This window comes from Streptomyces himastatinicus ATCC 53653, from assembly GCF_000158915.1.
Lineage (GTDB): Bacteria > Actinomycetota > Actinomycetes > Streptomycetales > Streptomycetaceae > Streptomyces > Streptomyces himastatinicus.
Map to the genome: position 1 here is coordinate 1,613,207 of NZ_GG657754.1, position 11,671 is coordinate 1,624,877.

Below are 11,671 nucleotides of genomic sequence, written 5' to 3' on the forward strand. Positions count from 1 at the left end.
CGCAGGGCGTGCCGAAGGGGCGCGAAGAGCACGTCCCCGGCGCCCGCCACCCCGCCGCCGATCACCGCCACCTCGATCTCGACGAGCGCGGCGGTCGCGGCGATCCCGGCGGCCAGGGCCTGCGCGGCGCGGTCGAAGGAGGCCCGCGCCACCGGGTCACCGGCGCGCGCGGCGACGGCGACGGCCGCGGCGCTGGTGTCGCCGTCCGGGCCCGGCTGCCAGCCGCCGGACAGCGCCCGGCGGGCGATGTTGGGGCCGCTGGCGATGCGCTCGACGCAGCCGCGCGCGCCGCATGGGCACAGATCGCCGTCGAGGTCGACGCTGATGTGGCCGATGTGCCCGGCGTTGCCCGTGGGGCCGGGGTGGAGGCGTCCGTTCAGCACCAGTCCGCCGCCGACGCCGGTGGACACCACCATGCACAGCGCGCTCGCGCGCCCGCGCGCCGCGCCCTGCCAGTGCTCGGCGGCGGTCATCGCCGGTCCGTCGCCGACCAGGGTGACCGGCAGTTCGCCGGTGGTCTTCCGGACCCCGGCGACCAGCGGGAAGTCGCGCCAGCCGGGGATGTTGACCGGATTGACGGTGCCCACGGAGGCGTCCACGGGGCCCGCGCTGCCGATCCCGACGGCGGCCACCCTGGACCAGTGCGCGGTGGCGGCGAGTTCGCCGAGCACCGCGGAGACCTCCCCCATCACCGTCGCGCCGTCGCCATGTGCCGGGGTCGCGCGCCGGGCCCGTACGACCAGCTTGCCGCCGCCGTCCACCAGGGCGCCCGCGATCTTGGTACCGCCGATGTCCAGCGCGGCGATGAGGTCACGTGCCATGGCGTCGACTCTCCTGGTGGGCCTCGGTGTCATCAGTATGCGGCCACAGTCTTCCCTGCCGCTGACAACGTTGTCCAGCAGCTATGCTCGACACTCCTTCCGCCCTTCCGCCACGACGACCAGCGACGACGGGACGAGCACACCGTGACCGACACCGCCCGGGACATCGCCGACCGCACCCCACCGCAGCGCTACGGTTCCCGGCCCACGATGAAGGACGTCGCCGCCCGGGCCGGAGTCGGCCTCAAGACGGTCTCGCGCGTGGTCAACGGCGAGCCGGGCGTCACCCCCGACACCGAGCACCGCGTCCAGGAGGCGATCACCGCGCTCGGCTTCCGCCGCAACGACAGCGCCCGCATCCTCCGCAAGGGGCGTACCGCGAGCGTCGGCCTCGTCCTGGAGGACCTCGCGGACCCGTTCTACGGCCCGCTCAGCCGTGCCGTCGAGGAGGTGGCCCGGGCCCATGGCGCGCTGCTGATCAACGGGTCCAGCGCCGAGGACCCGGTCCGCGAGCAGGAGTTGGTGCTCGCCCTGTGCGCGCGCCGGGTGGACGGCCTCGTCGTCATCCCGGCGGGCGACGACCACCGGTATCTGGCCCCCGAGATGGCGGCCGGGGTGGCCACCGTCTTCGTCGACCGCCCGGCGGGCCGTATCGACGCCGACGCGGTGCTCTCCGACAGCTTCGGCGGCGCGCGGGACGCGGTCTCCCATCTCATCGCCCATGGCCACCGCCGGATCGGCTTCCTCGGAGACCAGCCGGGCATCCACACCGCCGCCGAACGGCTGCGCGGCTATCACGCCGCGATGGCCGCGGCCGGGCTTCCGGTCCACGACGGCTGGCTCTCCCTGGGCCCCACCGACCCGGAGCGGGTGCGCGGCGCGGCCGCCGCCATGCTGGACGCGGCCGAGCCGGTCACCGCGCTCTTCGCGGGGAACAACCGGGTGACGGTCACGGTGGTGCGGGTCCTCGCCGAGCGCCCCGCGCCCGCCGCCCCCGTGGCCCTGGTCGGCTTCGACGACTTCGAGCTCGCCGATCTGCTCTCCCCCGGCATCACCGTGGTCGCCCAGGACTCGGCGCAGCTCGGCGGTACCGCCGCCGGTCTGCTCTTCCGCCGCCTCGACGGCGCGGGCGGCGCACCGCGGCGGGTCGTGCTGCCGACCCGCCTGATCACCCGCGGCTCCGGCGAACTGTCACCACCGCCCCTGTCCTGACAGTCTCATCAAGCGGTGAGTCATCAAGCGGCGAGCACCTTGGCCTTGGCGCGTTCGTACTCCTCGGCCGTGATGTCACCGTGGTTCTTCAGCTCCACGAGCCGCGACAGCTCCTCGGCGTGGCTCGTTCCGGCGGTCCCCCGTACGTACTCCCGGAACTCTTCCTCCGCCTGCTCGACCCGCTTCATCTCGCGCCGACCCATCCCGCGGCCCCGTGCCATCAGGTACACGAAGACGCCGAGGAAGGGCAGGACGATGACGAAGACGCACCAGCCCGCCTTCGCCCAGCCGCTGAGCGAGTCATCGCGGAAGATGTCCCCGATCACCCGGAAGAGCAGCATCAGCCACAGGACCCATAGAAAGATCCACATCGTGGTCCAGAACACATTGAGCAGTGGGTAGTCCATCGTCTGCCTCCCGTCGGACACGCCCGGCGGGGCCGACGGCCACCACCGGAGCCGACGTATCCAGCGTACGGCGGCGGGCGCGCCGCGTTCGGCGGGTGCGCGGGACCCGGTCGGCGCAGCAGCGGGTGCGCCGCGGGCCCGGCCGCGCAGCAATGGAGGCAGGACGGACGGGGGCCGGAAGGGCAGGCCATGGACCTCCAGATTCTCCCGCTGGCCGTCACCATGATGGCGGGGCCGCAGATCGTGGCCGCCGTGATCCTGGTGACCACCGCGCGGCCGGTGCGGGTGTCCTCGGCGTTCCTGCTCGGGGTGGCGGTCGCGACAGCGGTGGGGGTCGCCGTCGCCCGGGGGATCTTCGCCCTGCTGGGCCGGGCGGTGACGCCGGGCCAGCCGTCCGACCGGGGGTCGGCCGCGATCATCGTGCAGCTGGTGCTGGTGGGGCTGCTGGTGCTGGTCGCCGTGAAGAACCTGGTGCGCCGGGAATCCGTCGAGCCGCCCAAGTGGCTGGGCTCGCTGATGGACGCGGGCCCTCTGCGGGCCCTGCGGACCGGGCTGCTGGTCATCCTGCTGATGCCGTCGGACATCATGGTGATGCTGACGGTGGGGGCTCATCTGGAGCAGCATCGGGCGGGCTTGGCGGAGGCGCTGCCGTTCATCGGTGCCACGGTGCTGATCGCGGCGCTGCCGCTGCTGCTCTACCTGGTCTTCCGTCGCCGGGCGCGGCGCGCGATGCCCCGGCTGCGGGAGTGGCTGAACACCCATAGCTGGGTGGTCAACGTCGCCGCCTGTCTGCTCTTCATCGTGCTCATCCTGACCCCCTGACTCATCCCCTGACCGATCCCCCTGACTCATCCCCTGGTGCGGCCCGTCGCGGCCAGCAGTGTGATCACCGCGAGGACGGTCAGCAGGACCAGCACCAGGAACAGCACGGTCAGCACGGTGGGGTGGTTCCACAGCGCGAAGACGGCGGCCGGGGCCAGCAGCGCGGCGACCGTCAGCTCCCGCCGGTGGTCAGCGGTCCAGATCCCGGCCCGTCCGGTGCGCATCCCACGGGCCGCGCCCCAGTGCGCGGCGGACTCGGCGGTGCGCTCGGCCGTGGCCTGTACGGCGCGTTTTTTTTTTTTTGGGGCCCCGGCCAGATAGGTCCTTCGCCGTGATGACTTTGCGCTGAGCACCAGCACGGTGAGCACGGTGACCCGCAGGAAGCGCACCACGGTGTCGAAGAGGGCCGAGGCGGCGGCCCGGGACAGCACGCCCGGCGGCACATGGTCGAGGCAGTACCGCCGGGCCACGGTGAGGGCGAGCGCGAGGGCCAGCGAGGCGACGGCGGCGCCGAGGGCGGCGAGGGCGAGCGCGCGGCGGCGGCCCCGGGCGAGCAGGACACCGGTGGCGCCGAGCGCGATGGTCAGGGCGGGCAGCCAGTTGCTCGCCAGGTCGAGCAGGCGTACCGCCTGTTTGATGCGGTCGAGTTGATGGGAGTGGAAGAGGATCGTCCGCCGATGGATGTCGGGGATGTCGCGCGCCGAGGGGAATCCGGCGTCCACGAGCTGGAGTTTGACCTTCTCCACGGCGGCGCCGACGTTCAGGGTGACCGTGTCGCCGCGTACGCCGACCGGGCCGTGGCCCTCGCCGGTGAGGGCGTGCACGACGGCCGCGTGGGCGGCGCGGTTGGCGCCGGTCCATACGGCGGCGAACTCCTCGGTGTGCACGATGTGCGTCGCGACCTTGCGCACGGCCTGGTCGAGGGCCGCGTCCAGCTGGGGGGCCAGGCCCTCGATGGTGTCGGCGGCCCGGGACGGCAGGCCCTGGTCGCGCAGCCAGTCGGCGATGTCGGAGGTGACCTTCCGGCTGTTGTGCCGCAGGTCGACGGCGTCACTGACGTGGTCCACGGCCGCTTCCTGGATCGCCGGATCGGTCGCCAGCGGGGCGACCGTCGCCACGTAGCGGTCGGTGTCCAGGACGATGCCGTGGACCCATACGGTCAGCACGGATACCGGTACGAGCAGGCAGCCGAGCAGGATCAGCAGGGCTGATACGGCACTTCTGACCATGCCACCATCTCCCGCCCTCCCCGGCGGCCGCGCATCCCGGGTGACACGGAGGGGTGAGCGAATGTGGCCAGGCGGATCAGGCGGGCGCGGCCGCGCGGCTCAGCGCGGGGCGCGGCCCGCCAGGGCGTCGAGTTCGGCGCGGCCCAGTCCGGTCAGCTGCTCCACCTCGGCGGCGTCGACCGCGCCGCAGTCCAGCCCGCGCAGCAGATGGCCGCTGAGCGCCTTGGCGGTCGCGGGCTCGTCCATGACGTCGCCGCCCGTACGGTTCACATACGCCGCGAGCCGGGCCGCGGCCGTCTCCAGGCCCTCGCGGTAGAAGGCGTAGACGGCGGCGTAGCGGGTGGGCAGATGGCCGGGGTGCATGTCCCAGCCCTGGTAGTACGCACGGGCCAGGGACCGCCGGACGAGGCGGTGGTGGAGCCGCCAGGCGTCGTGGACGCGCTCGGTGGGGCCTACGGGAAGCACATTGGTCGAGCCGTCGGAGAGCCGTACGCCGGTGCCCGCGGCGGCGACCTGCATGACGGCCTTGGCATGGTCGGCGACGGGGTGGTCCATGGCCTGGTGGGCGGCGCTGACGCCGCAGGAGGCGCTGTAGTCGAAGGTGCCGTAGTGCAGTCCGGTGGCGCGGCCCTGGGCCGCGTCGATCATCAGGGCCACGGTGGCGCGGCCGTCGGGGCCGAGGATGGACTGGGTGGTCTCGATCTGGATCTCGAAGCCGAGCCGCCCCGCCGGGAGTCCGCGGGCCTTCTCGAACTCCTCGCACAACCGGACCATGGCGCTGACCTGTTCGGCGTACGTCACCTTGGGGAGGGTGAGCACGAGCCCGTCCGGCAGCCCGCCGGAGTCCATCAGTCCGGTGAGGAAGATGTCGAGGGTGCGGATGCCGCGGTCGCGGACGGCGGCCTCCATGCACTTCATGCGGATGCCCACATAGGGCGGTGCGGTGCCCGCCGCGTGGGCGGCGGCGACCACGGTGGCGGCACGGGCGGCCGCGGCGTCCTCCTCGGCGTCGGGGCGCTGCCCGTAGCCGTCCTCGAAGTCGATGCGCAGGTCCTCGACCGGTTCGCGCTCCAGCTTGGCGCGCACCCGCCGGTACACGGGCTCGGCCAGCTCGCCGGGGAGGTCGAGGACGGCGGCGAGGGCCCCGGCGTCGGGCGCGTGGGCGTCGAGGGCGGCGAGCGCCTGGTCGCCCCAGTCGCGCACGGTGGTGTCGGTGAGGGCGTCGGCGGGGACGTAGACCGTGTGCACGGGCTGGCGGGTACCGGAGTCGCCCGGGTAGCGCCGGGCGAGGTCCGCGTCGACGGGGGCGAGGGACGCGGTGATCCCCTCACGTACGCCGCGCGGCAGGCTGGTCCCCACCGTCTCGTGCTGAGTCATGCCCGCACCTCCGCCTTTCGCCTTCACTCGAACCGACCAGATATTTCCGCTCTGCGGAAACGAATATCCGTAGAGTGAAGTTATACGGGCTCCGAGTGGAGGTCAACACCCCATTGACGCACGTGGGGCCCCGTACGCGCAGTGCGTACGGGGCCCCACGGACATCGATCGAGCGGTCAGCCCTTGCGGGTCTTGACCTCCTCGGTCAGCTGCGGGACGACCTCGAAGAGGTCACCGACCACGCCGTAGTCGACCAGATCGAAGATCGGGGCCTCCGCGTCCTTGTTGACCGCCACGATGGTCTTCGAGGTCTGCATACCGGCCCGGTGCTGGATCGCACCCGAGATACCGGCCGCGATGTACAGCTGCGGAGACACCGTCTTCCCCGTCTGCCCCACCTGGTTGGTGTGCGGGTACCAGCCCGCGTCCACCGCCGCACGCGAGGCACCCACGGCCGCACCCAGGGAGTCCGCGAGGGCCTCGACGACGGGGAAGTTCTCCGCGCCACCGACACCGCGGCCGCCGGAGACGACGATCGCGGCCTCGGTCAGATCCGGACGACCGGTCGACTCACGCGCCGCCCGGGAGACAACCTTCGTCCCCGTCGCCTGCTCGGAGAAGGACACCTCCAGCGCCTCAGCGGCACCAGCGGCCGGAGCGGCCTCGGGCGCGGCGGAGTTGGGCTTGACGGTGATGACCGGGGTGCCCTTGGTGATGCGGGACTTGGTGGTGTACGCGGCCGCGAACACCGACTGCGTCGCCACCGGACCCTCATCGCCCTGCTCCAGGTCCACGGCATCGGTGATGATGCCCGACCCGATACGCACCGCAAGACGCGCCGCGATCTCCTTGCCCTCCGCCGAGGACGGGAACAGCACGGCGGCCGGGTTCACAGCCTGGTACGCGGCCTGGAGCGCGTCCACCTTCGGGACCACCAGGTAGTCGGCGAACTCCGGGGCGTCCGCGGTCAGGACGCGCACCGCGCCGTACTCGGCGGCGGTCGCGGCGGTGTCGGCGGCACCGGCACCCAGGGCGACGGCGACGGGCTCGCCGATCCGGCGGGCCAGCGTCAGCAGCTCCAGCGTGGGCTTGCGGACGGCACCGTCCACGTGGTCGACATAGACGAGGACTTCAGCCATGAGACTTCTTCTCTCCTGCGAATACGAGATCTCTAGAGGGGGCAGTGGGGCTCAGATGAACTTCTGGCCCGCAAGGCTGTGTCACACGAATTTGCGCTCCGCGAGAAAGGCCGCGAGCTGCTTGCCGCCCTCGCCCTCGTCCTTGACGATCGTGCCCGCGGTGCGAGCCGGGCGCTCCTCCGCGCCGTCGACCTTCGTCCAGGCACCCTCCAGACCCACTTCCTCGGCCTCGATGTCGAGGTCGGACAGATCCCAGGAGGTCACCGGCTTCTTCTTGGCCGCCATGATCCCCTTGAAGGAGGGATAGCGGGCCTCACCGGACTGGTCGGTCACCGATACGACCGCCGGAAGCGCCGCCTCCAGGTGCTCGGTCGCGGTGTCGCCGTCCCGGCGGCCCTTGACCGTGCCGTCCTCGACCGACACCTCCGACAGGAGCGTGACCTGCGGGACACCCAGGCGCTCGGCGAGGATCGCCGGGAGCACGCCCATCGTGCCGTCCGTGGAGGCCATACCGCAGATGACCAGGTCGTAACCGGTCTTCTCCACCGCCCTGGCCAGCACCAGCGAGGTCCCCAGCGCGTCGGTGCCGTGCAGATCGTCGTCCTCGACGTGCACGGCCTTGTCGGCACCCATCGACAGCGCCTTGCGCAGCGCGTCCTTGGCGTCCTCCGGGCCCACGGTCAGCACCGTGATCTCCGCGTCGTCCGCCTCGTCCGCGATCTGGAGGGCCTGCTCGACCGCGTACTCGTCCAGCTCCGAGAGCAGGCCGTCCACATCATCACGGTCGAGCGTCAGGTCCTCGGCGAAGTGCCGATCACCGGTGGCGTCGGGCACGTACTTCACACAGACAACGATCCTCAAGCTCACGCCGGCTCTCCTACTGCATCGTCTCTTCCGGGCTGCCTTGTGCTCGCAGCATAGGCGCCCTCGGGGGCTGTTCCCGGTCGGTTGGCGGCCGGGGTCGGCCCATGCACCGAACGAAATATTACTCGCCAGTACACCCAGGGTGTTCCCCGGACGCAAGCCGGTTGAACTGTGACCTTGCCAACGGATGATCAGCGGGCGACTCAGTCGCGCAGCGCGTTGAAGCGTCCCTGGTGGTACAGGAGCGGACGACCGGCTCCCGCCGGGTCGCCCGCGACCACCTCGCCGATCACCACGCGATGGTCCCCGGCGGGTATGCGTGCCACCACCCGGCACACCAGCCAGGCCAGCACCCCGTCCAGCACCGGCACCCCCTCGGGGCCGGTGTGCCAGCCGGTGTCGGGGCCGAAGCGGTCCGCGCCGCTGCGCGCGAAGGTCGCGGCCAGCTCGCGCTGGTGCTCCCCCAGGACGTGCACGCCGACGTGCTCGGCCTCGGCGATCACCGGCCAGCTGGAGGAGCCCTTGCCGACGCCGAAGGAGAGCAGCGGGGGCTCGGCGGCGACGGAGGCCAGGGAGGTCGCGGTGAAGCCGACGGGGTGCGTCCCGTGCGCGGTGATCACCGCGACACCGGCGGCGTGCCTGCGGAAGACGGAGCGGAAGAGTTCGGGGGCGCTGAGCCGGGGCGTGCCGAGATCGGGTGAAGCGGTCATGAACATGTCCTTCTGCGGTGGGGTACGAGCGGAGGGAGCCGTGCTGTCGTCGTCGCTCACCCGCCCGGACACCGCGCACTCGCGGTCCGTACCAGGTCCACGTGTACGCGTCCGTAGAGAAGAAGAAGTCCAGGCCGCATGACGTCACCCTGACGATGCGCGCAGTGCACCGTCAAGTGCGGACCAGTGGAGGGGAGTCCGCCGTGGGGTCACACACCGTGATCTCACGCCGGATCAGACCGCCTCGCCGACGGCGGCGATGACGTCCGCGGTCCGCGGCTGTCCGGCCGCGCGGCGCACGATCCGGCCGTCCGCATCGAGGACCAGCACGGTGGGCGTCCGCACGATGTCCAGCATCCGTACGAGTTCCAGATGCGCCTCGGCGTCGACCTCGACATGAGCCACGCCATCGACCATATGGGCCACCTCCGCCAGGACCCGCCGGGTGGCCCGGCAGGGCTGACAGAAGGCACTGGAGAACTGGACGAGGGTGGCCCGGGTGCCCAGATCCGCTCCGAGCTGGGCGGCTCCGAGCCGCCTCCCCTCGTCCGCCTCGCCCTGCCGCTGCTCGTTTCGCACGTTGTCCTCCGGTTCCGATGCCGTCATAGAGTGCAGCGACATGGGCTCTTAGGGGATTCCCCAGAGCCCGACGTGATGAGGATCTCGCGGCCCGGGCGGGACCCGCGCTAGCACAGAGAGATGACATAGGGCACCATCTGCCAGAAGCCGGGAAACCTACGGCTGCGTAACTTCCGCCGGGAGAGCCCTCCCAGGGAAAACGATGAAGGGTCCCTCTATGGCAGAGCTCGTCTACCCGCCCGTGATCGGCGCGGCCCGCACCATGTTCAAGGCGCTGGACCTGCGTATCGACATGAAGGGCACCGAGAATGTCCCGGAGCGGGGTGGCGCGGTTCTGGTGAGCAACCACATCGGCTATCTCGACTTCGTGTTCGCCGGGCTCACCGCCCGTCCGGCGAAGCGGCTGGTGCGGTTCATGGCGAAGGAAGCGGTGTTCCGGCACAAGGTCTCCGGGCCGCTGATGCGGGCCATGAAGCACATTCCGGTGGACCGGGCCGCGGGCATGGACGCGTACAAGCACGCCCTCAAGGCCCTGCGCGCGGGTGAGATCATCGGCGTCTTCCCCGAGGCGACGATCTCGCGCTCGTTCACCCTCAAGAACTTCAAGTCGGGCGCCGCCCGGCTGGCCCAGGAGGCGGGCGTACCGCTGCTGCCGATGGCGCTGTGGGGGACGCAGCGGGTGTGGACCAAGGGCCAGAAGCGGGCGCTGGGCCGCAACCACTTCCCGATCACGATGCGGGTCGGCGAGCCGATGGAGGCCGACCCGACGGAGCCGTCCGACACGCTCACCGAGCGGGTCCGGTCGCGGGTGCAGGAGCTGCTGGAGGCGGCGCAGCGGGCGTACCCGGTGCGCCCGAAGGGCCCGGAGGACACCTGGTGGGTCCCCGCCCACCTGGGCGGTACGGCCCCCACCCCGGCGGAGGCCATCGCCCTGGACCGCGGGCGCTAGTCCGTCACGACGCGGCGGCCGCCCTCCGGCGGGGGCGGCCGCGTTTCAGGTCGGCCGGCTAGCGCTTCATCTCCTCCCGGAGGGCCGCCACGAAGCCGTCGACGTCCTCTTCCCGGGTGTCGAACGAGCACATCCACCGCACATCGCCCGCCGCCTCGTCCCAGAAGTAGAAGCGGTACCGCTTCTGGAGGCGTTCGCTCACATCGTGCGGCAGCCGGGCGAAGACCGCGTTGGCCTGTACGGGGTGCAGGATCGTGACACCGTCGACGCCGCGCACCCCCTCGGCGAGCCGCTGGGCCATCGCATTGGCGTGGCGCGCGTTGCGCAGCCACAGATCGCGGGCGAGCAGGGCCTCCAGCTGGACGGAGACGAACCGCATCTTGGACGCCAGCTGCATGGACAGCTTGCGCAGATGCTTCATCGCGCGCACCGCGTCCGGGTCGAGGACGACCACGGCCTCGCCGAAGAGCATGCCGTTCTTCGTGCCGCCGAAGGACAGCACGTCCACGCCCGCCACATTGGTGAACGACCGCATCGGCACGTCCAGCGCCGCGGCCGCGTTGGCTATCCGGGCCCCGTCGAGGTGGACCTTCATACCGCGCTCATGGGCGTGCTCGCAGATGGCGCGGATCTCGTCCACCGTGTAGACGGTGCCCAGCTCGGTGTTCTGGGCGATCGAGACGACCTGCGGCATCGCCCGGTGCTCATCGTCCCAGCCGTACGCCTCGCGGTCGATGAGCTCGGGGGTGAGCTTGCCGTCCTCGGTGGGCACGGTGAGCAGCTTCAGCCCGCCGACCCGCTCGGGCGCACCGCACTCGTCGACGTTGATGTGCGCGGTGTCGGCGCAGATGACCGCGCCCCAGCGGTCGGTGAGCGCCTGGAGCGCGACGACGTTGGCGCCGGTGCCGTTGAAGACCGGGAACGCCTGTGCGTACGGGCCGAAGTGGCTGCGCATGACGTGCTGGAGATGCGCGGTGTAGTCGTCCTCGCCGTAGGCGACCTGATGACCGCCGTTGGCGAGGGCGAGCGCGGCGAGGATCTCCGGGTGGCCGCCCGCGTAGTTGTCACTGGCGAAGCCGCGTACCTCGGGGTCGTGATGACGGCGTGCGTCGGTCGTCACGGCTTGGGGGTCAGCCACTGGCGGGTTCCGTTCACTTCCCGGGCGGGCCGGTCCCAGACTCCGGTGATGGCCGCGGCCAGCTCCGTGACGTCGGTGAAGCCCGCGAACTTCGCGTTGGGTCGCTCCGCGCGCATGGCGTCGTGCACCAGCGCCTTGACCACCAGGATGACAGCCGCGGCCGCGGGGCCGCTCTCGCCCCCCAGCTTGCGGAAGGAGTCGCCGAGCGCGAGCGTCCACGCCTCGGCGGCGGCCTTGGCGGCAGCGTACGCGGCGTTCCCGGCGGTCGGCTGGGACGCGCCCGCCGCGCTGATCATCACGTAGCGGCCGTTGCCGGTGCGCCGCAGGGCGTCGTGGAAGGCGAGCGAGGTGTGCTGGGCGGTGCGGATCAGCAGATCGTGCAGGGTCTCCCAGTCGGCGAGCGGGGGCGTCGGCGAAGGTCTTG

14 protein-coding genes are annotated in these 11,671 nt (G+C 71.7%); 3 read left to right on the top strand and 11 right to left on the bottom strand.

Features of this window, described 5'->3' with window-relative positions:
* The coding region (locus SSOG_RS06170; RefSeq protein ID WP_039936701.1) for an ROK family protein at positions 1 to 821 on the bottom strand (821 nt) is incomplete at its 3' end.
* Positions 822 to 965: 144 nt separating this feature from the next.
* Here SSOG_RS06170 and SSOG_RS06175 point away from each other — a divergent pair.
* A complete protein-coding gene (locus SSOG_RS06175; protein ID WP_009713349.1) occupies positions 966 to 2,033 on the top strand; it encodes a LacI family DNA-binding transcriptional regulator in 1,068 nt (355 codons plus the stop codon).
* Between the two features lie 23 nt (positions 2,034 to 2,056).
* Here SSOG_RS06175 and SSOG_RS06180 read toward each other — a convergent pair whose 3' ends face one another.
* A complete protein-coding gene (locus SSOG_RS06180) occupies positions 2,057 to 2,440 on the bottom strand; it encodes an SHOCT domain-containing protein (protein WP_039936702.1) in 384 nt (127 codons plus the stop codon).
* A gap of 189 nt (positions 2,441 to 2,629) precedes the next feature.
* On the opposite strand from SSOG_RS06180, the gene SSOG_RS06185 reads away from it, so the two are divergent.
* On the top strand, positions 2,630 to 3,262 hold the full coding sequence (locus SSOG_RS06185) for a GAP family protein (protein WP_009713351.1): 633 nt from the start codon (positions 2,630 to 2,632) through the stop codon (positions 3,260 to 3,262).
* Between the two features lie 26 nt (positions 3,263 to 3,288).
* Here the strand turns inward: SSOG_RS06185 and SSOG_RS06190 are convergent, their stop codons facing one another.
* The 7 genes from SSOG_RS06190 to SSOG_RS06215 all read right to left on the bottom strand — a co-directional run bounded on the left by SSOG_RS06190 (position 3,289) and on the right by SSOG_RS06215 (position 9,187).
* Positions 3,289 to 4,491, bottom strand: coding sequence for a hypothetical protein (locus SSOG_RS06190; RefSeq protein ID WP_009713352.1), 1,203 nt, complete (start codon positions 4,489 to 4,491; stop codon positions 3,289 to 3,291).
* A gap of 99 nt (positions 4,492 to 4,590) precedes the next feature.
* Entirely contained in the window at positions 4,591 to 5,868 is a 1,278-nt protein-coding gene (locus tag SSOG_RS06195) for a DUF6986 family protein (protein ID WP_039936703.1), read from the bottom strand.
* 176 nt (positions 5,869 to 6,044) lie between these two features.
* Complete coding sequence (locus SSOG_RS06200) at positions 6,045 to 7,007, bottom strand: electron transfer flavoprotein subunit alpha/FixB family protein (RefSeq protein WP_009713354.1); 963 nt, start codon at positions 7,005 to 7,007, stop codon at positions 6,045 to 6,047.
* Positions 7,008 to 7,088: 81 nt separating this feature from the next.
* On the bottom strand, positions 7,089 to 7,874 hold the full coding sequence (locus SSOG_RS06205) for an electron transfer flavoprotein subunit beta/FixA family protein (RefSeq protein WP_009713355.1): 786 nt from the start codon (positions 7,872 to 7,874) through the stop codon (positions 7,089 to 7,091).
* A 200-nt stretch (positions 7,875 to 8,074) separates the two neighbouring features.
* A complete protein-coding gene (locus SSOG_RS06210) occupies positions 8,075 to 8,581 on the bottom strand; it encodes a flavin reductase family protein (protein ID WP_009713356.1) in 507 nt (168 codons plus the stop codon).
* Between the two features lie 56 nt (positions 8,582 to 8,637).
* Positions 8,638 to 8,721 (bottom strand): putative leader peptide, encoded by an 84-nt coding sequence (locus SSOG_RS58375; protein WP_373689202.1) that lies wholly within the window; start codon positions 8,719 to 8,721, stop codon positions 8,638 to 8,640.
* A gap of 94 nt (positions 8,722 to 8,815) precedes the next feature.
* The gene (locus tag SSOG_RS06215; protein WP_050799782.1) at positions 8,816 to 9,187 is read right to left on the bottom strand and encodes a TlpA family protein disulfide reductase; all 372 of its coding nucleotides are present in this window, start codon (positions 9,185 to 9,187) and stop codon (positions 8,816 to 8,818) included.
* 190 nt (positions 9,188 to 9,377) lie between these two features.
* Between SSOG_RS06215 and SSOG_RS06220 the strand changes: the two genes are divergently transcribed.
* On the top strand, positions 9,378 to 10,109 hold the full coding sequence (locus SSOG_RS06220) for a lysophospholipid acyltransferase family protein (protein WP_009713358.1): 732 nt from the start codon (positions 9,378 to 9,380) through the stop codon (positions 10,107 to 10,109).
* Between the two features lie 58 nt (positions 10,110 to 10,167).
* Here the strand turns inward: SSOG_RS06220 and SSOG_RS06225 are convergent, their stop codons facing one another.
* Both SSOG_RS06225 and SSOG_RS55695 read right to left on the bottom strand, forming a co-directional pair.
* Complete coding sequence (locus SSOG_RS06225; RefSeq protein WP_009713359.1) at positions 10,168 to 11,229, bottom strand: threonine aldolase family protein; 1,062 nt, start codon at positions 11,227 to 11,229, stop codon at positions 10,168 to 10,170.
* Positions 11,226 to 11,671 (bottom strand): SDR family NAD(P)-dependent oxidoreductase (locus tag SSOG_RS55695; RefSeq protein ID WP_009713360.1); only part of this gene is annotated, 446 nt, incomplete at its 5' end. The genes SSOG_RS55695 and SSOG_RS06225, both read right to left, overlap by 4 nt.